Origin of the sequence: Actinokineospora auranticolor (assembly GCF_002934265.1) — a bacterium.
GTDB lineage: Bacteria > Actinomycetota > Actinomycetes > Mycobacteriales > Pseudonocardiaceae > Actinokineospora > Actinokineospora auranticolor.
Genome location: NZ_PTIX01000001.1, coordinates 557511 through 576829, shown reverse-complemented (window position 1 = coordinate 576829; position 19319 = coordinate 557511). Strand labels below are relative to the sequence as shown.

General features: G+C 73.0%; 15 protein-coding genes. 9 read left to right on the top strand and 6 right to left on the bottom strand.

Annotation, left to right across the window (positions count from 1 at the left end):
• The first annotated feature begins 23 nt into the window (after window positions 1–23).
• Window positions 24–1169: a macrolide family glycosyltransferase gene (locus tag CLV40_RS02405; protein ID WP_104476405.1), complete on the top strand. Its 1146-nt coding sequence runs from the start codon at window positions 24–26 to the stop codon at window positions 1167–1169.
• A gap of 94 nt (window positions 1170–1263) precedes the next feature.
• Here the strand turns inward: CLV40_RS02405 and CLV40_RS02400 are convergent, their stop codons facing one another.
• The 3 genes from CLV40_RS02400 to fusA form a co-directional block, all read right to left on the bottom strand.
• Complete coding sequence (locus CLV40_RS02400) at window positions 1264–2088, bottom strand: ABC transporter permease (protein ID WP_104476403.1); 825 nt, start codon at window positions 2086–2088, stop codon at window positions 1264–1266.
• Window positions 2085–3035, bottom strand: a complete 951-nt coding sequence (locus CLV40_RS02395) for an ABC transporter ATP-binding protein (protein WP_104476778.1) — start codon at window positions 3033–3035, stop codon at window positions 2085–2087. Before CLV40_RS02395 ends, CLV40_RS02400 begins: the two co-directional genes overlap by 4 nt.
• Before the next feature lie 156 nt (window positions 3036–3191).
• Window positions 3192–5228, bottom strand: coding sequence for an elongation factor G (gene fusA, locus CLV40_RS02390; RefSeq protein ID WP_104476401.1), 2037 nt, complete (start codon window positions 5226–5228; stop codon window positions 3192–3194).
• A gap of 593 nt (window positions 5229–5821) precedes the next feature.
• Here fusA and CLV40_RS02385 point away from each other — a divergent pair.
• Complete coding sequence (locus tag CLV40_RS02385) at window positions 5822–9967, top strand: caspase, EACC1-associated type (RefSeq protein ID WP_104476399.1); 4146 nt, start codon at window positions 5822–5824, stop codon at window positions 9965–9967.
• Window positions 9957–10595, top strand: a complete 639-nt coding sequence (gene lexA / locus CLV40_RS02380) for a transcriptional repressor LexA (protein ID WP_104476397.1) — start codon at window positions 9957–9959, stop codon at window positions 10593–10595. The genes CLV40_RS02385 and lexA overlap by 11 nt, the downstream gene beginning before the upstream one ends.
• Window positions 10596–10598: 3 nt before the next feature.
• Here lexA and CLV40_RS02375 read toward each other — a convergent pair whose 3' ends face one another.
• Complete coding sequence (locus CLV40_RS02375) at window positions 10599–11528, bottom strand: NAD(P)/FAD-dependent oxidoreductase (protein WP_374066505.1); 930 nt, start codon at window positions 11526–11528, stop codon at window positions 10599–10601.
• 81 nt (window positions 11529–11609) lie between these two features.
• Window positions 11610–11957, bottom strand: a complete 348-nt coding sequence (locus tag CLV40_RS02370; RefSeq protein ID WP_104476395.1) for a VOC family protein — start codon at window positions 11955–11957, stop codon at window positions 11610–11612.
• A gap of 375 nt (window positions 11958–12332) precedes the next feature.
• Here CLV40_RS02370 and CLV40_RS02365 point away from each other — a divergent pair, with 375 nt between their 5' ends.
• The 5 genes from CLV40_RS02365 to CLV40_RS02345 all read left to right on the top strand — a co-directional run bounded on the left by CLV40_RS02365 (window position 12333) and on the right by CLV40_RS02345 (window position 17526).
• Window positions 12333–13619, top strand: coding sequence for an ATP-grasp domain-containing protein (locus CLV40_RS02365; RefSeq protein WP_104476393.1), 1287 nt, complete (start codon window positions 12333–12335; stop codon window positions 13617–13619).
• Window positions 13619–14668 (top strand): pyridoxal phosphate-dependent aminotransferase, encoded by a 1050-nt coding sequence (locus tag CLV40_RS02360; protein ID WP_104476391.1) that lies wholly within the window; start codon window positions 13619–13621, stop codon window positions 14666–14668. Before CLV40_RS02365 ends, CLV40_RS02360 begins: the two co-directional genes overlap by 1 nt.
• Window positions 14665–15720 carry a class I SAM-dependent methyltransferase gene (locus tag CLV40_RS02355; protein ID WP_104476389.1) on the top strand — a complete coding sequence of 352 codons (1056 nt, stop codon included), beginning with the start codon at window positions 14665–14667 and terminating at the stop codon, window positions 15718–15720. Before CLV40_RS02360 ends, CLV40_RS02355 begins: the two co-directional genes overlap by 4 nt.
• Before the next feature lie 59 nt (window positions 15721–15779).
• On the top strand, window positions 15780–16970 hold the full coding sequence (locus tag CLV40_RS02350) for an MDR family MFS transporter (protein WP_245930962.1): 1191 nt from the start codon (window positions 15780–15782) through the stop codon (window positions 16968–16970).
• An 88-nt stretch (window positions 16971–17058) separates the two neighbouring features.
• Complete coding sequence (locus tag CLV40_RS02345; protein WP_104476385.1) at window positions 17059–17526, top strand: MarR family winged helix-turn-helix transcriptional regulator; 468 nt, start codon at window positions 17059–17061, stop codon at window positions 17524–17526.
• Between the two features lie 28 nt (window positions 17527–17554).
• Here CLV40_RS02345 and CLV40_RS02340 read toward each other — a convergent pair whose 3' ends face one another.
• Entirely contained in the window at window positions 17555–18493 is a 939-nt protein-coding gene (locus tag CLV40_RS02340) for a MerR family transcriptional regulator (RefSeq protein ID WP_104476383.1), read from the bottom strand.
• Window positions 18494–18555: 62 nt separating this feature from the next.
• Here CLV40_RS02340 and CLV40_RS02335 point away from each other — a divergent pair, with 62 nt between their 5' ends.
• Window positions 18556–19269 (top strand): maleylpyruvate isomerase family mycothiol-dependent enzyme, encoded by a 714-nt coding sequence (locus tag CLV40_RS02335; protein ID WP_104476381.1) that lies wholly within the window; start codon window positions 18556–18558, stop codon window positions 19267–19269.
• Window positions 19270–19319 lie beyond the last annotated feature (50 nt).

Below are 19319 nucleotides of genomic sequence, written 5' to 3'. Positions count from 1 at the left end.
AGGTCATCGTGTGTGCTCCTGGCATGACAATCCCGCACGTCGTGCTCGCCACCGTCCCCGGGTACGGGCACGTCACGCCACTGCTGGACGTGGTCGGGGAACTCGTCGCCCAAGGCGTGCGGGTGACCGCGGCCTGCGGGACGGGGTTCGCCCCGATGCTGGCCGACGCGGGCGCGGCCACGGTCGAGTACGAGGGCCCGGCGGACGCGCACGCCGTGGCCGCCGCGTTGACCGGCGTCACCGACTTCGGGGACCCGCTCGGCCCGGTCCTGGCGCGGCTGGCCGACGACCCGCCGGACGTCCTGGGGTTCGACGCGACGATGTGGCTCGCCGGGCGGGTGCTGGCGCACCTGTTCCCCTGCCCCACCGTGCAATTGAGCCCCTGTTTCGTGTCCAATGCGGACTTCTCACTGCCGGGCCGGGTGGCCGCGCACGTGTCGGCGGGGGAACCGGTCGAGGTGGACATGGTGGCTGTGCTCGCGCGGTTGGGCGTGGTCGGGGACCTGGGCGCGGTCCTGAGTGACTCCCGGGATCGCAAGGTGGTCTTCCTGCCCCGGGAGTTCCAGTTCGCGGGCGACACCTTCGACGACCGCCACACCTTCGTCGGCCCCTGCCTGGGCCCGCGCAGGCTCGCGGGGAGCTGGGCACCGCCCGCCGACGGCAACCCGGTGCTGCTGGTGTCGCTGGGCACCTCGTCGTTCAACGACCAGCCCGCGTTCTTCCGGGCCTGCGCGCGGGCGTTCGAGGGGCTGCCGTGGAACCTGGTGCTGACGCTGGGCAGCGGCACCGACCCGGCGGAGCTGGAACCCCTGCCCCCCAACGTCACCGCGCACCGCTGGCTGCCGCACCCGGCCGTCCTCGCGCACGCGGCGGCGTTCGTCTGCCCCGGCGGCATGGGGTCCATCATGGAGTCGCTGTCCTGCTCGACCCCGATGGTGGTGGTCCCCCAGCACGGCGAACAAGAGGTCAACGCCGAGCGGGTCGTGGAACTCGGCTTGGGTTCCCGGCTGTCCCGCGACGACCTCACCCCGGAAACCATCCGCGACGCGGTCCTCACCGTCGCCACCGACCCGGCCACAGCCGCGCGGGTCCGGGCGATGAGCACCCACTGCCAGACGGCGGGCGGCCACCAGCGCGCCGCCAAGGAGATCTTGTCGACCCTGCCGTGAGCAGCGCGACGCCCGCCGCACCCTGGGGGTGGCGCGACGGGCGTCGCCGGGATGGGCGGGTGGGGGTGTGCCCGCCGCGCTGCTCTCCTGTGGGTCAGCCGGAGTCCCGCTTCCCCAGGACCAGGTAGGCGGTGGCGAGGAAGGCGAGCATCCACGCGCCGAGTACCCAGCTGGCCAGTTGCGGGTCGAGGTAGGTGGCGACGGTCGGGTCGCGGCGGACGTTGGTGAGGTTCTCCGCCGCCGAGGCGGGCAGGTAGGCCAGGACGTTCTGCTTGACCCACAGCGGCAGCAGACCGCCGATCAGGAGCGGGCCGAAGATGACGCCCATCGACACCGCGATGGCGCCCGCCGCGCTGCGCAGCAAGAGCGTCAGGCACAGGGCGATGAGCGCGAACGCCGCGGCCTCGCTGCCCCAGTTGAGCAGGCTGGTCACCACGTTCTGGCTGCCCAGGTCCAGCGCCAGCGTCGGGTCGGCGCCCCGGATGATCGCCTGGCCGCCGAGGAACGCGACCGTGGCGAACAGCGCGCCCGCCAGGTAGCAAGGCAGGGCGACGACGATGGCCTTGGCCAGCACCACCCGCAGGCGGTTGGGGGTGACGGTGAGGGTCAGCCGCACCATGCCGCTGCTGAACTCCGTCGACGCGGCGAGCGAACCGAACACCACGAACAGGATCAGGCTCAGGTCGACCCCGACCCGGGTGGTGCCCGCGGCGTCGAACTGGGCCCTGGCCTCGGGCGTCATGGTGTCGAACGTGGTGGTGGCGGCGAAGGTGAACAGCAACGACAGCCCGATCGCCACCACCGCGGCGATCAGCAGGAGCAGCCAGGTGGACCGCACCGACCGGAGCTTCGTCCACTCCGACCGCGTGGTCTCCCGCAGCGAGGGCGCGGTCGCGGGCGCGTCGAGTGCGGTGGTCATGCGGTGTCGCTCCGTTTCCCGGCGAAGGCGCGGTCGTGGGTGTCCTCGGTGGCGCGGTACTGGACGCTGTCGTGGGTCAGGTCCATGAACGCCGCCTCGAGGCTGGCGAGTTTGGGGGTGAGTTCGTGCACGCCGATCCGCTGCTCCAGCGCGATGTCCCCGATCCGGGCCGCCTCCAGGCCGACGACGACGAGCGAGCCGTCCGCCGCGGTGGACACGGTCGCGCCGCCGCGGGTCAGCGCCCGCGCCAGGTCGCCCGGGCTCGGCGTCACCACGCGCACGTGGCTGCGGGCGTTGGCCTTGGTCAGCTCCGCGATCGGCGCGTCGGCGACGAGCTTGCCGCGCCCGATGACGACGACGTGCTCGGCGGTCTGCTGCATCTCGTTCATCAGGTGGCTGGAGACGAACACCGTCCGCCCCTCGGCCGCCAGCCGCTTGACCAGCTCGCGCACCCAGCGGATGCCGTCGGGGTCGAGGCCGTTGAGGGGTTCGTCGAACAGCAGCGTCGGCGGGTCGCCGAGCAGCGCGGTCGCGATCCCCAGGCGCTGCTGCATGCCGAGGGAGAACCCGCCGACCCGCTTGCCCGCCACCTCCGCCAGCCCCACCTCGCCGAGCACCTGCTCCACCCGGTCCCGCCCGAGGCCCGCGGCCTGCGCCACCCACAGCAGGTGGTTGTACGCCGACCGGCCGCCGTGCACGGCTCGGGCGTCGAGCAGCGCGCCGACCTCGTGGACCGGCGCGGACAACGACCGGTAATCCTTGCCACCGACGGTGATGGTGCCCTTGGTCGGCGTGTCCAGGCCGAGGACCATCCGCATGGTGGTGGACTTGCCCGACCCGTTGGGGCCCAGGAAGCCCGTCACGATTCCCGGCTTCACGGTGAAGGTCAGGTTGTCAACGGCCACCGTCGACCCGTACCTCTTGGACAGCCCACTCGCTTCGATCACCACTACCCACTTCGCTCCGGTGTCACGTGGCACCAGCTAACCGGCGGGACGGGTGCCCCCACTAGCGGCGTTGGTGGTGGATTCGCACAACCAAGGTTGTCGGCCGGCCGACCGCGGGGATGGCCCTGCCCGGGTGGGCGGGGCCATCCGCGTGGGTCAGACCGTCGTGGCCACGACCGCGTCGGGGACGGGGGCGTAGCCGGTCGGGCGGGTGGTGAAGGTGCCGCGGCCGTGGGTGCGGCCGCGGAGCCGGTTCGCGTAGCCGAACAGCTCCGCCAGGGGGACGGTGGCCGTGACCACCGCGGTGCCCGCGCGGACCGCCGACGCCACGACCTTGCCGCGCCGGGCGGCGAGGTCGCCGAGGACCGTGCCGACGGCGTCGTCCGGGACCGTCACCACGACCTCGACCACGGGCTCCAGCAAGCGCATCGCGCTCGCGCGCAGCGCCTCCCGCAGACCGAACCGACCGGCGGCGCGGAACGCCAACTCCGAGGAGTCCTTGACGTGGGTGGCGCCGTCGGTGAGCGTCACCCGCAGGCCGGTCACCGGGTGGCCGCCGAGCGGGCCGTCGGCCAGCGCGTCCCGGCAGCCCGTCTCGGCCGCGCGCACGAACTCGCGCGGCACGGCGCCACCGACCACAGTGGACCGGAACTCGAACTCGCCGGGCGCCAGCGGCTCGACGTCGAGCACGACGTGGGCGAACTGGCCGGCGCCGCCGTCCTGCTTGACGTGCCGGTAACGGAGGCCCGTCACACCGCGCTCGACGGTCTCCCGGTAGGCCACCTTCGGCCGACCGACGGCGATCTCCAGCCCCCGGGCGCGGCGCACCTTCTCCACCGCCACCTCCAGGTGCAGCTCGCCGAGGCCGGACAGCACGGTCTGCCCGGTCTCCGGGTCCGTCCGCAGCACCAGCGACGGGTCCTCCTCGACCAGCGCGGCCAGGGCCGCGGTGACCTTGCCGCTGTCGGCCGCCCGACGCGGTTCGACGGACACGGCGACCACGGGGTCGCCCGCGACCGGTGGTTCGAGGAGCAGCGGGGCACCCGGCGCGCACAGCGTCGCGCCGACCCGGGCGGACTTCGGCCCGGACACCGCGACGATGTCACCGGCGACGGCTTCGTCCACTTCGGAGTGGCGGTCGGCCTGGATCCGGAGGATCCGCGCGACGCGTTCGTTCCGACGGGCGCCCACGTCCCGCACCTCCTCCCCCTTGCGCAGCGTGCCCGAGTAGACGCGCAGGTACGTCATCCGGCCCGTCGGCGCCGCGACGACCTTGAAGACCAGCGCCGCGAACGGCGCGGTCGGGTCCGCCGGGCGCTCCCGCTCGACGCCGTCGACCGTGCCCCGAACCGGCGGCACGTCCAGCGGCGACGGCAGGTACGCGGCGACCGCGTCCAGCAGCGGTTCGATACCGCGGTTGCGATAGGCCGAACCACACAGCACGACGAGTCCGTCCCCACTGCGGGTCAGGTCCCGCAGCGCGGTCTCCATGGTCCCGGCGGAGATCGTCGCCGTCGCGCAGAACTCCTCCAGCGCGGCGGGGTGCGACTCGGCGACGGCCTCGTCGAGCAGGCCGCGCCGCCGCCGCGCCTCGGCCACGAGGTCGTCCGGGATCCGTCCCACGTGGACGGTGTCGTCCACCCAGGTCAACGCCGTCATGTGGACGAGGTCGACCAGGCCGGTGAAAGCGTCCTCCCGCCCGATGGGCAGCTGGACGACCAGCGGCACCGGGTGCAGCCGCCGCCGGATCGACTCGACCGCGGTGTCGAGGTCGGCGCCGAGCCGGTCGAGCTTGTTGACGAACGCGATCCGCGGCACACCGTGCCGATCCGCCTGCCGCCACACGGATTCGCTCTGCGGCTCGACACCGGCCACGGCGTCGAACACCGCGACCGCGCCGTCGAGCACCCGCAGCGACCGCTCGACCTCGTCGGCGAAATCGACGTGGCCGGGCGTGTCGATGAGGTTGACGCGGTGCCCGCGCCACGCGCAGCTCACCGCGGCGGCGAAGATGGTGATGCCGCGGTCACGCTCCTGCGAGTCGAAGTCGGTGACGGTGGTGCCGTCGTGGACCTCACCGCGCTTGTGGGTCGTGCCGGTGGCGTAGAGGATCCGCTCGGTGACGGTGGTCTTGCCCGCGTCCACGTGGGCGAGGATGCCGCGGTTGCGAACAGCGGCCAGGTCGGTGCGCATGGTGGAACCCTTCGAGGGTGGTCCGGAGTCGTGGACAGCGCGATTCCGGCGTCGAACGACCCGGGACTACGGGAGTTCGGCGCTACGACCGGTGCAGCCGCGCGGCACACACCGGACGCGGCGAAGACACGAGGATCACCTCGAAGCGCGAGGCGGGAACAACGGCGCGGTGCTGGCGCATGGCCCGTTCCCCTCTACTCGCGACTGGTTTCCCCGGGGAGAGTAGTGAACACCGGCCTTGGAGGGGAGGGGGTTTCCGGTGCCCGGTGATCCGGACCACGCCCCGAACGGGATCACCCCCGGCCGGTTCAGGCGCTTTGTCCGAGTGCGCGCCGCCCCGCGGTCCAACCCCGACACGCGCCCGTTCACGGACACCGCCCTCCGATTCCCGACTCCGCACCGCTCATTTGTTCGACCGATTGCCCCGAGTGGCCCAGCGGATTGTTCGTCGACTGTTCCAGATGTGCGGAGAAGTATTCGCATTGTGCCCTCCGGCCACGGGCCAACCGTCCCACCTGCATAATGCCGACTGTGTTGATCACGAGCCCGACCTGCCGATGGACCCGCCTGCCGCACCCCGGGAAGGTGGGCGGATGACCGAGCGGTGGTTCCCGGAGCGCGGCGCGTCGCGGGCCGTGCTGATCGGTGCGAGCGAATACCGGTCGACCGAGCTGGCGTCGATTCCGGCGGTCGCGGGCAACGTCACCGCAATGCGAAAAGCGCTTTCCGCACCCGGGGCAGGTCTTTTCGCGCCCGAGCACTGCCTGGTGGTCGGCGACGGCGCGCACCCGGCGACCATGGCGGGCTTCGGCACCGCGCTCAGCCGCGCCGCCACCGAGGCCGCGGACGTGCTGCTCGTCTACTACTCCGGCCACGGTCTGCTCGACGACGACGGCAGCCTGCACCTGGCGCTGTCCGAGACCGAGCAGGCCAACGTCGGCTACACCGGCATCGCGATCTCGCGGATCAAGCAGGACCTCGGCCAGGCCCGCGCCCGGGCCAGGGTGCTGATCCTGGACTGCTGCTTCTCCGGCCGCGCCATCGCCGCCATGTCCGCCCCGGACGCCCTGGTGGCGGGCCAGCTGGACGTCACCGGCACCTACACCCTGACCTCCAGCTCGGCCACCGAGCCGTCATTCGCCCCGCCCGACGCCGGGCTGACCGCGTTCACCGACGCCCTGCTCCGCGCCTTCGCCAGCCCCACACCGCTGACGCTGGACGGCATCCACGAACACGTGCGCGAGCACCTGCGCGGGCTCGGCCTGCCCGAACCCCACCGCCGGGCGACCGACACCGCCAACCACCTCGTCCTCATGGGCGGCGCGGTCGACCCGACGACCGTCGCGGACCTCGCCCCGCCCCCGCCGCGCCCGAAGAGCAGCCGGGTCGGACCGCTGGCCCAAGCGCTCGCCGACGCGAACGTCGTGCACCCGGTCACCTTCCCGACCCGCGCCGCCCGACCGGACACCGCGACCGCGAGCCGGGGCCCCGAGGAGGACCGCGCGCGGGTCGTCGAGTTCTGGAACATGGTCGAGCTGTTCAGCCCGCAGTCCGCGCCGAAGGCGGACCCGCGCAAGCAGGTGTGCACGGTGGAGCCGGGCAAACCGCTGCCCTGGGAGCCCGGGCACCCGCTGGCGCGGCGGGAACTCGGCCCGAAGCAGGCCTGGCGGCACGTGGTCTACCTCGGCGCGCACCCGCTGAAGTCGGTGTTCGACCTGCTGCACCAGGTGTTCCCCTCCGACGAGGACAGCTACGACCAGCGCCCGGCGGGCGACGGCACCCTCGCCGCGTTCACCGTCAACGCCGAGGGCCGACCGCTGCTGGACTCCCAGGTGCTCTCCGGCTGCGCGTGGGCGACCAGCCGCGTGGTGAGCCCCGGACCGGACGAGCCCGGGTGGCTCACGGGGTTCGACGTGGCGAACGACGAGTTCCAGGGCCGGTTCGAGGCGTTGCTCGGCCCGGATGACGAGTCCGTGCAGGAGGCCAGGGAGAACGGCACGCTGCACGAGCTGACGGAGGTGCTCGACGAGCGGGCGCTGGCCGCCTGCTTCCGCCTCGCCAACGACGTCGTGCGGCTGGGCACCGCGGTTCCGCGCGGTGAGATCCGGGTCCACAGCCAGATCGTGGCCGCGCGCAACGCCAACAACACCGACGGCGCGGACTTCGTCAACAGCATGATCTCCGCCGCCCTGACCGCGGTCGCCGACGAGGTCAGGGCGGCCAACGTGGGCTCCGGGCTGCGCGACTACCTGCGCCACGACGCCGAGCTGGACGTCCTCGGACGCGTGGACGTCCGGGACCGGTTGGACGCGGTGCTCGAAGCCGCCGCCCCGAACCGGGTGCCGCTGGGCCGGTGGCCGAGCGACCCGGAACACCCGCTGGCGCTCGGGCAGCAGCTCGCGGTCAACAACGCGCTGGCCGCGCGCGGCACGGACCGGACCGTGCTGGCCGTGAACGGCCCGCCCGGCACCGGCAAGACGACGATGCTGCGCGACCTGATCGCGGGGCTGCTGGTGGAACGGGGTCGCGCGCTGGCCGCGTTGGTCGTGCCGGGTGACGCGTTCACCGATGACGCGCACGTGTGGAAGGTCGAGGACTACGTCCGGCGGGTTCGCGGACCGCGGCCGGAGCTGGCCGGGTTCGAGGTGGTGGTCGCGTCGGCCAACAACGGCGCGGTCGAGAACGTCACCGACGAGATCCCCGACCGCGGCGCCATCGACGAGTGGTGGCGGGCACCCGCCGCCGCGGTGGACTACTTCGCGGGCGTCGGGTCCGCGCTGCTGGCGGGCGAGCCGGGCGGCGACGAGGTGGACACCGCGTGGGCGCTGCTGGCCGCGCGGCTGGGCAACAAGGCCAACCGCTCCCGGTTCATCGACGCGTTCTGGTTCCGCACACCGCCGCGCGGCCCCGCGACCGGGGACCGCAAGGCGCGGCACGACCGCTCCGGGTTGATGGCGATCCTCAAGGACTACGAAAAATCCACACCGCCCTCGTGGACGGGCGCGATCGTCGAGTTCAACCGAGCGCTGGCCAAGGCGCGGGCGCTGGGCGCCGAGCGGGACGAACTGCACCGGACGCTGCTCGCCAAGCCCCGGGCCGAGGAACACGCTCGGCGGTGCGCCCAGGAGGCGGACCGGGCCGCGCGGGCCCGGGACGCCGCCCGGGCCCGGTTCGCCGAGGCCGACGGCCACGTGCGGGGCTGGACCGGCGAGCACGCGACCCGGACCCGCCACCGCACCGAGAACCTCCGCTTCAAGCCCGGGTTCTGGGCCTGGCTGACCTCGTTCGGCAAGGCCACGCGCGCTTGGCGCGAGCGCGACGACCACCTCGCGAGCGGGATCTCCACGGCGGAGCGGGAACTGCACGCGGCGCGCACCACCGCCGGGCGCCTCTCCCACGAGGCGTCCACCGCCGACGCGAGCGCCCACGCCGCCCACGAGGAAGCGCGGCGCGCCGACGACAAGCTGAACGCCTTGGTCGCGGTCCTGGCCCGGGGACACGAGTTGCTCGGCAAGCACTTCCCCGACCCCACCTGGTTCACCGACCGGTCGCGGCGCGAGTTGACCGCGCTGTGGACGGACGCGGAGTGGAACCGGGCGCGCACCGAGCTGTTCCTGGCCGCGCTGCGGCTGCACAAGGTGTTCATCCACCACACCGCGCGGCAGTTGCGGCAGTCGTTGCGGGGCGCGATGGACATCCTGTCCGGGACCGCGCCGTCGAACCTGGACGAGGCGGCGGCGCGGGCGGCGTGGCAGTCGCTGTTCCTGGTCGTCCCGGTGGTGTCGACCACCTTCTCGTCGTTCGCCCGGATGTTCAGCCACCTGGGCCGCGAGTCGCTGGGCTGGCTGCTGGTCGACGAGGCGGGCCAGGCGACACCGCAGAGCGTGGTCGGCGCGCTGTGGCGGGCGCGGCGCGCGGTGATCGTGGGCGACCCGCTGCAACTGGAGCCGATCACGACCGTGCCGCTGCGGGTCGAGCAGGCGATCCGGCGGGAGGTCGGCGTCGACGAGCAGTGGCTCACCCGCCGCACCTCGGTGCAGCGGCTGGCCGACCGGCTCACGCCCATGGGCACGTCGCTGCCCACCGACGACGGCCGGATCTGGGTGGGCACGCCGCTGAGCGTGCACCGCCGCTGCGACGAGCCGATGTTCGGCATCGCCAACGAGATCGCCTACGACGGCTTCATGATCCACGCCACCGGCGCGCGCGGGGGCGCCGCCTACGCGCAGCGGTTCCCGACCCTGCCCGAGTCGAAGTGGCTGGACGTGCGCGCGGAGCGGTCGGCCGGGCACTGGGTGCCCGAGGAGGGCGCCAAGCTGGACCAGGTGCTGGCCGCGCTGGACAAGCTGGGCGTGGACATGGGCCAGGTCATGGTCATCGCGCCGTTCCTCGCGGTGGCCGACGAGGTCCGCACCCGGGCCCGCCGCTTCCCCGGGCTGGTCGCGGGCACCGTCCACGTGGCCCAGGGCAAGCAGGCCGACATCGTGGTCCTGGTGCTCGGCAGCGACCCGCGCCGCGCGGGCTCCCGGCGGTGGGCCGCGAGCAAGCCCAACCTGCTCAACGTGGCCGCCAGCCGTGCCAAGCGCCGGTTGTACGTCATCGGCAACCGCGAGCTGTGGACGGGCCAGCGCCACTTCGACGTGCTGGACCGGCTCCTCGACGCAGCCTCCACTTCGGACACCGCGACGCGCCCGGTGACCGGCGGTGACGACACCGTAGGATCGCGCGGTGATCGCTGAGGAGTTCGAGGACGCGGCCGGGCTGCCGTTGCGGCAGCAGGGGATCCTGGTGGCCATCCGGGACTGGGCCGTGCAGTACGGCTACTCCCCGACCACGCGGCAGCTCGCGGAGGCCGTCGGGCTGTCCGCCTCCGCCGTGGGCAGGCACCTGGCCAGCCTGGAGGAGAAGGGGTTCCTGCGGCGCGGCGCCGGGGTGGCCCGGCCGATCGACGTGCGGGGGTTCCTCGGGCAGGCCGCCGAGCCGTCGTCCGGGGACTCGGTGAGCGTGCCGGTCGTCGGTGACATCGCGGCGGGGGTGCCGATCGCGGCGGAGGAGCACGTGGACGACGTGCTGACCCTGCCGAGGGACCTGACCGGCCGGGGCACCGTGTTCGCGCTGCGGGTGCGCGGCGACTCGATGGTCGACGCGGCCATCTGCGACGGCGACATGGTGGTCGTGCGGCAGGGCCCGGAGGCGCACTCCGGGCAGATCGTCGCGGCGATGATCGACGAGGAGGCGACGGTCAAGGTGTACCGCCGCCGCGGCGGCCACGTGTACCTGGAGCCGCGCAACCCGGCGTACGACGTCATCGACGGTGACAACGCCGTCATCCTCGGCACGGTCGTCTCGGTCCTGCGCACGGTCTGAGCCTCAGCCGACGCCCGCCGCGACCAGGTCGGCGGTGATCAGGTCGGCGTTGAGGTGCGCGGCGGCCAGCGCGCCCGCCGCCGCGGCGGCGCCGACCTGGGCGGACGGGTCGGTGACGTTGCCCGCGACCCACACCCCGGGCACGGCCGTGCGCCCGACCTGGTCGGCCGCCACCCGCTCGCCCATCGGGTGCTCGGTGGCGCGCAGGCCGAGACCGGCGAGGAACCCGGCCCGCGCCACCATCCGCGACGCCACGGCCACGGCGTCCCGCGCGACGACCGTGCCGTCCGCCAGCCGGACACCGGTCAGCCGGTCGCCGACGACCTCCAGACCGGCAACCTCGCCTTCGACAACCTGGACTCCCCGGACCGCCAACTGCCGGGCCTGCTCGTCGGTCAGGGCCTGGTCCCGGGTGAAGTACCGGACATCGCCGGACCACTGGGAGAACAGCAGCGCCTGGTGCGCCGACATCGGACCGGTCGCGAGCACGCCGACCGCCTGGTCGCGGATCTCCCAGCCGTGGCAGTACGGGCAGTGCACCACGTCCCGCCCCCACCGCGCGCGCAGACCGGGGATGTCGGGGAGCTCGTCGACCAGGCCGGTGGTCACCAGCAGCCGACGGGCCCGCAGCACGCGCCCGTCGGCCAACCCGACCGCGAACCCGTCGGCGTCCCGGACCGCGCTCTCCACCAACCCGCGCTCCAGCAGGCCGCCGTAGCGCCGGACCTCCGCGCGACCGCGCGCCAGCAGCTCGCCGGGTGCGATCCCGTCGAATCCCAGCAACCCGTGCACGCCGGACGCGGGCGCGTTCCGCGGCTCCCCCGCGTCCACGACCACCACCGAGCGCCTGGCCCGCGCCAACATCAACGCCCCGCTCAGACCCGCGGCGCCGCCGCCGACCACAACGACCTCGAACTCGGTCACCTTGACCACCTCCGCGACCACCGTGCGGCACACCCGGCGACGAGCGCAAACCTTCTTGCCGATCCGGCAAGCCCGAGGTGGCCCGAGTGGTCAGTGGCTGAGGACGTTGACGACGTTGCCGTCCGGGTCGCGGACGAAGAAGCGGCGGACGCCCCAGGGCTCGTCGGTCAGCGGGTGGACGATCTCGGCGCCGGAGGCCACGGCTTCGCGGTAGGCGGCGTCCACGTCGTCGACCTGGATGGAGGCCACGGGGATGACCCCGGCGGTGGCGTCGTGGGTCATCAGGCTCAGTTGGACCTCCGGGTTGTCCGGTTGGGCCATGGTCACGATCCAACCGTGGTCCATGACCACCTCCATGCCCAGCACGCGGGTGTAGAAGCGGGTCGCCTCGGCCAGGGAGGCGCTGGCGAGGTCGGGGACGACTCGGCGCACGGTCACCCGGGCATCATGCCCCACCGGCGCCCGGCGGTGCGCCCAAACCGGGTTCACCCGTCAGCGCAAATTCGATCGTCCATTCCCGCAAATACCGACGACCGGACGCCGGAATGGACATCGAGGGTTGCCCATTCGGGAACGTCGACGGCCGGGGCACGGCCAGCGAAAAGGGTTCGACCTCGCGATTTTCGGACGGCCATACTCCAGCACCGGCGACGTGACCAGCGCCGATCGTTCATACCATCGGACGATTAAGGCGTTGCTTCACGACTGCTTGACTCCCCACCGGACCGGGCGTAGGAATTCCCCGGGGGCCGCGTGGATTCCCGCGCCGAGGCCATCTGTCCAAAATGGACCGTTCACCATGTTGGGGGATTGATGCAGGAAAGCAGCAACGTGCTCGTCGTCTCCGCCGGGTTCCGCCCGGAACTGCTGGAGACACCCAGGAAGATGGGCCTGCGCGTGGCCCTGGTGGACGAGCGCCCACCCGCCGACGGTGCGCTGTACGACGACTTCCTCCCCGCGTCCGCCACCGACGAGGACGCCGTGGTGCACGCGGTCAAGCGGTACCTCGACGACGGTGGCCGGGTGGACGCCGTCGCGTGCGTGTTCGACGGCAGCATCCACGCCGCCGCCGCGGTGTGCGACGAGCTGGGCCTGCCCGGCAACTCCCGCGAGGCCGTGCGGAACATGCGCGACAAGTACCGCAGCTGGCAGGTCCTCTCCGCCGCGGGTCTGCCCGTGCCGCTGACCGCGTTGGCCACCAGCGAGGCCGAAGCCGTCGCCGCGGGCGAGCGCATCGGGTACCCGCTGGTGATGAAACCGCAGGCCAGCGCGGCCAGCCAGGGTGTGGTCAAGGTCAACGACCGGGACGCCCTGGTCGCCGGGTACCGGATGATCGCGGGCCTGTTCACCGAGGCCACCTTCGGCGCGGGCGACACCGCCGTGCCCAACGTCGGCTCGCTGCTGTTCTACCCGGGCGCGCACGGCGTGCTGCTGCAGGAGTACGTCGAGGGCTTCGAGCTGTCCCTCGACGTCGTCTACACCGAAGACGCGCACACCTTCCTCGGCTACATCGACAAGCCGCAGGTCTGGGCCGAGCCGTACTTCGCCGAGACGGTGTTCGTCAGCCCCACGCACCTGCCCGCGGCGACGCAGCGGGAGTTGGAGGACATCACCGTCCGCGCCCTGCGCGCGAGCGGCGCCACGGTCGGCGCGGCGCACGTGGAGTTCCGGATCTCGCCGGCCGGTCCGAAGATCATCGAGGTGAACGGGCGGATCGGCGGGCCGAGCCTGTTCGTGCAGGAGTCCCTGCACCTGGCGGGCGGGGTGTGGGGGCCGGAGCAGTACTTCAGCGCGGTGACCGGTCGCGGCATCACCGCGCCCACCCACCCGACCACCACGGGCCACGCCGGGTTCACCAGCGTCCCGGTCGTCGGGACCGGCCGGATCGCCCGCTTCGAGGGGGAGGCCGAGGTCCGGGCCATGCCCGGGGTGCGGGACATCAGGTGGGTGATGCGCGAGGGCCAGTACGTGCCGGAGGGTTTCCCGCGCAACCCCAGCGTGATGTTCGCGCACATCCTCGCCACCGGCCCCACCCACGCGGGCCTGGCGGACACCCTGACGCGCGCCCAGCAGACCCTGCGCGCGGTCATGGAGCCGTGATGCCGGTCGAGTCCCCGGCGGTCACGGCCGAGCCGGTCCGCCTGCACTACAACGAGAACCCGCTGGGGGCGAGCCCGCAGGCCGTGGCCGCGGTGGAAGCGGAACTGCGGTCGGTCAACCGGTACCCCGACCCCGCGCACACCGACCTCATCGGGGCGATCGCGCGGCACGCCGTGGTCGGACCGGACCGGGTGGCGGTCGGCAACGGGGTCGACGAGGTCATCCTGATGCTGGCGCTGGCGTGGCGCGCCGATCCCCGTCCGGCGGCGGTCAGCGCGCGGACGTTCCAGAGCTACGCGCGGAGCCTGCGGGCCGCCGGGGTCCCGTACGTGGCGCAACCGCTGCGCGGCTACGACCTCGACGCCGACCGGATGGCCGAGTCGTTCGCCGACGGGGTCGGGTTGGCCTTCGTGTGCAACCCGCTCAACCCGACCGGGACCGTGCTGTCGGCCGCGTCGGTGCGGTCCCTGTGCAAGGCGGCTCGGCGGTACGACGCGGTCGTGGTGTTCGACGAGGCGTACGGGGAGTACGTGCCGCCCGGGGAGTTCGAGTCGGCGCTGCCGCACGCGGCGTCGGGGCACAACGTGTGCGTGCTGCGGACGTTCTCCAAGGCGTACGGGCTGGGCGCCCTGCGGGTCGGGTACCTGGTCGGCGACCCGGCGGTCGTGGCGCGGGTGACCGCGTTGCAGGGCGCGTTCCCGTTCCACGTCAACCGGTTCGCGCAGGCGGCGGCCGTGCGCGCGTTGGCCGACCAGGAGTTCGTCGAGCTGAGCAGGCGCGAGAACGACTCGACGCGCGCGGTGCTGTGCGCGGGCCTGGACGCCCTGGGGGTGGCGTACGTGCCGTCCCGGACCAACTTCGTGCTGATCCGGCTGCCCGGGGTCGCGTCCCGGGTCGCGGTGGCCCTGCGGGCGCTCGGGGTGTTGGTGCGGGACACCGCCGACCTGGGGCTCGCGGACCACCTGCGGGTGTCGGTCGGCCGGGTGGAGCAGGTGCGCGCGTTCCTGCGCGACCTCGAGACGATTCTTCGTGGAGTGGGAGAACGGTGAGTACCCAGACCAGTTTTTCGCATACCACCGCCGATGCGCGCGGCAGTCGGCTGACCGCGCGGGAGGCGTTCAACGGCGCCGTCGCGTCGTCGGCGATCGCGGCGGCCTTCGACCTGGGGCTGTTGCGCGAGTTGGCGGACGGCCCGTTCGTGGAGGTCGAGGAGTTCGCCGCGCGGCACGGGGTGCGGGTGGCTCCGGTGCGCGCCATCGTCGCCGCGCTGGCCCACCTCGACGCTGTGTCCTGTATGGACACCCAGGTGTCGCGCGGACCGGCGTTCGAGGACGTGTGGGAGAACAAGGGCTACTTCTTGTGGCTGGTCGGCGGCTACGGGCGGATGCTGTCCGAGGCGGGTGTCCTGGCCGCGGCGGACCCGTCGACGTCGGTGCGCGACGGCGGGGTCATCGCCAGGGCGGGCAAGGACTACGGCGCGCAGTTCGTCGACCCGCGGTTCGACGCCGTGCTGGACGAGTGCGAGTTCACCACCGCCGCCGACCTCGGCTGCGGCAGCGCGAACCGGCTGATCCGCCTGGCGCTGGCCCGGCCCGCGGGCCGGTACCTCGGTGTCGAGGTCAACCCGGCGGCGGTGGAGGTCGCCCGCGCCGCGGTGCGCGCGGCGGGCGTCGAGGACCGCGTCGAGATCGTCCACGAGGACATCTCCCGGCTGGCCGCGGACCGGTTCGCCGGGTACGACCTGGTGTTCTCGTTCTTCCTCGGCCACGACCTGTGGCCCGCGGACGACTGCGTCCGCGCGCTGACCGGCATCCGGGCCGCGTTCCCGGACGCCCGGACGTTCCTGCTGGCCGACACCTACCGCTCCGAGCGCCTGACGCACCCGGACACGCCGATCTTCACCCTCGGCTTCGAGTACACCCACGCCATGATGGGCCAGCACATCCCGTCGATCGAGGAATGGCGCACCCTGTTCGCCAAGACTCCCTGGAACCTCACCGGTTTCCACCCGCTCGACATCGCCTACAGCGCGATCTTCGAACTGACCACCGCCCCGCGCCTGCCGCACTCGCGGACCGCGGGCAGTGGTTCGCCCGCGTGACCGGGGAGTAGGGGCGGATGTCGGGGGAATCCACGCGGCGTCGTGGTGTTCGGGGGTGGGTGGTCGCGCAGGTCGGCGGGCTGCCCCGGCAGTTCTGGGTGTTGTGGGGCGGGACGCTGGTGAACCGCCTGGGCACCATGGTGGAGCCGTTCCTGGCGCTCTACCTGACCGGGGTCCGCCACCTCCCGCTGATCACCGTCGGCGTGGTGCTGGTCGTGTTCGGCTGCGGGTCGTTCGTCTCGCACCTGCTCGGCGGCTGGTTGGCCGACCGGATCGGGCGGCGGGCGACGCTGACCGGCGGCATGGTCGCGGCGGCGCTGTCGCTGGTCGCGCTCGGCTACGCGGAGTCGTTGGCGGGCATCGTGGTCGCGGTGTTCGCGGTCGGGGCGACGATGGACATGTACCGGCCCGCGTCGGCCGCGGCGGTGTCGGACGTCGTCCCGTCGAGGGACCAGCCGCGCGCGTTCGGGTTGCTCTACTGGGCGGTCAACATGGGCTTCGCCATCGCCATGGTGATCGGCGGCGCGCTGGCCAGGGAGGGCTTCTACCTGCTGTTCCTGGCCAACGCGCTCACCTGCCTGGTGTTCGCGGTGTTGATCTGGCGGGCGGTGCCGAAGACCGCGGCGCGGCCCCCCGCGCACACCGGCTCGTACCTGACCGTGCTGAAGGACGGCACGATGGTCGCGTACACGCTGGTGGTGTTCGCGTTCGCGGCGGTCCACGTGCAGTCCATCACGACCCTGCCCCTGGCCATGGGCGCCACGGGTCTGTCCCCTTCGGACTACGGACTCGCGATCGGCATCAACGGCGTGATCGTCCTGGTCCTGCAACCCCTCATCGTCGGCCCCCTCGCCGCCCGCGACCACAGCCGGGTCGTGGCCGTCGGGATGGCGCTGCTGGGCGCGGGTTTCGGCTTGGCCACCCTGGCCGGGGTGACGTGGCAGTACATGGCGTCCGTCGCGGTGTGGACGGTCGGCGAGGTGGTGTTCATGACCGTCGCCCAGACCATCGTGGCCGACCTGTCACCGCCCGAACTGCGCGGCCGCTACAACGGCGTGCACGGTGTCGCGTGGTCGGCGGCCAACATGCTGGGACCGCTGGCGGGCACCTGGCTGCTGCACGACTTCGGCAGCACCACCCTGTGGTTGACCTGCCTCGGCACGGGCCTGGCGGGCGCCACCGGGCAGCTGCTGCTCCGCCCGACCATCCGCCGCCGAGCCGGGTCGGCGCGGCAGGCGGTGCTCGTCTGAGCACCCACCCGCGAGTTACGCTGCCGAGCGGTGTCACCGCGAGGGAGTAGAACGACCTTGTACTCTCTCTATCTCAGAGAGGGTTGGGATGCTCACATCACCCACCGACCTGGTCGACGCGTTACGCGCCGAGCACCGCCTGGCCGCCAACCACGCGGTGCTGTTCCACGCCGCTGTCGCGAGCCGAGCGGGCATCCACGTCACGGACGTGCACTGCCTGGCGGTGTTGGACAACGAGGGACCGATGCCGGCGGGCCACCTCGCGACCCGGATGGGCCTGTCCCGGGGCGGGGCCATCACGGCGGTGGTCGACCGGATGGAGAAGGCGGGCTTCGTCCGACGCCAACGGGACACCGCGGACCGACGGAAGGTACTCGTCGAACTCGTCCCCGACGGCGCGTACGCGCACCTGCGGGCGGTCTTCGACGAACTCGGGACCGCCTACGCGGCGCTGGTGGCGGGGTACCCGGTCGAACAACAGGCGTTGCTGCTCGACTTCGCCCGCCGGGCCAACGAGATCATGCGCCACCGGACCGAACAAACACGAGTCCACTAGGGACAGTGGTAGCCCGGTCGCGGTGGGACTACCTGGCTTCCCGTTGGCGCGGGTCGCCCTCCAGGGTGTGGGCCAGGGAGTCCAGCAGCCAGGTGTGGGCCTCGCCGAGGGCGGCGGGGACCTCGGTGACCACTCGGACGTTCGCCCAGTAGCGGCGCATCCGGGGGTGGCGGTCCACCGCGACATCGGCGAGCAGTTCCCGGCGGAAGGACTCCGTGTCGCGGCGGCGGCGGGTGGCGGCGTGGGTGGCGATGAACAGGTCCAGTTCCGGGCTCGGCCCCGGCGCCTCGCCCGCCACGACGCGGGGCAGGGCGGATTTGCAGGCCAGGCCGACGCCGTCCTGGAGCGCGGCCTCGTCGGTGATGACCATGCGGTTGGCGTGGGCGCTGGAGCGCAGTTCCGCCGACAGGGCGTGGTCGCCGACTACCGCGACCATGCCCGCGTAGGCGACGACCTGATCCGGGGTCGGCTCCGGCGGCGGGGGTGGGGCGCTCGCGTCGAGGAACATCTCGATGGCGGCGCTCGGCAGGGGGTTGGTGAAGCGGTCGCGCCAGAAGGTGACCAGGGTGTCGTGCGCGGCGGGGCCGTCGTGGGCGGCGGCCAGCAGTGCCAACCGGGCGGCGCGCTCGGTGGGGCTCGCCTGCTCGACCGCGCGCAACGACGCCCGGCGCCAGGCCATCGCCGCCAACTCCACGTCCAGCCCGGCCCGTTCGGCGGCGATGGCCTCCGCCAGGGACCGCTCCCCCGCCAGCACCGCGGTGATGACCGGGAGGCCGAGGCCCAGTGCCCGCAAGCGGCGGACCAGGTCCAGCCTGCCGACGGCGTCCGGGGCGAAGCGGCGGTGGCCGCCCGCGCTGCGCACCGGCGCCAAGACGCCCTCGTCGCAGTAGAAGCGGATGGTGCGGACGGGCACGCCCGTGCGGCGCGCCAGGTCACCGATGCCCAACGTGTCGCCGATCACAGTCACTGGAACCTCCACCCCGGTGGAGTTCCTACGGTAGGGGAAACCGAACCGGGAGGAGCACCACCATGGACCTCGCCACAGCCCTGCGCGACCAGACCGCCGCCCTCGCCGCGGCGGCCGTCGACCCCGACGCCCCCGTCCCGACCTGCCCCGAGTGGCGGGTGCGCGACCTCGTCGCGCACGTCGGCCAGGCCCACCGCCGGGCGGCCGGGATCGTGCGCACCGGGCAGTTCACCCAGGAACCGCCCGCCGAGCCCGGCCCACCCGCCGAGTGGGCGCGGTGGCTGGCCGACGGCGCGGAGGACCTGATCGCCGCCGAGAACCCGCGGGACGTGTGGACGTTCTTCGGCCCCCGCCCGGCCGCGTTCTGGCTGCGCCGCATGGTCGCCGACACCACGGTCCACCACGCCGACGCCGTCCTCGCCGCGGGCGGGGTCCCCGAGGTCGCCGCGGACCTGGCGGCCGAGGCCATCGCCGAGTGCCTGGACCTGCTGTCCGACCCCGCCGTCACCACGGTCCGCCCCAACCTGGCCGAACTGCGCGGCACGGGCCAAACCCTCCACCTCAAACCCACCACCACCACCGGCTGGCTCATCACCCGAACCCCCGACGGCGTCACCTTCGACCGCGCGGACGGGGAAGCCGACGTCACCGCCACCGCCCCGACCGCGGACCTGCTGTGGCTGCTCTACCGCCGCCTCCCGGTCGACGACCCCCGCGTCACGGTCACCGGCGACCGCGCCCTGCTCGACCACTGGCTCGCCCTGACCGTCTTCTAGTCCCCCATCACACATCCCGGTGATTTGTACGGTTTGGACAGATCATCGGA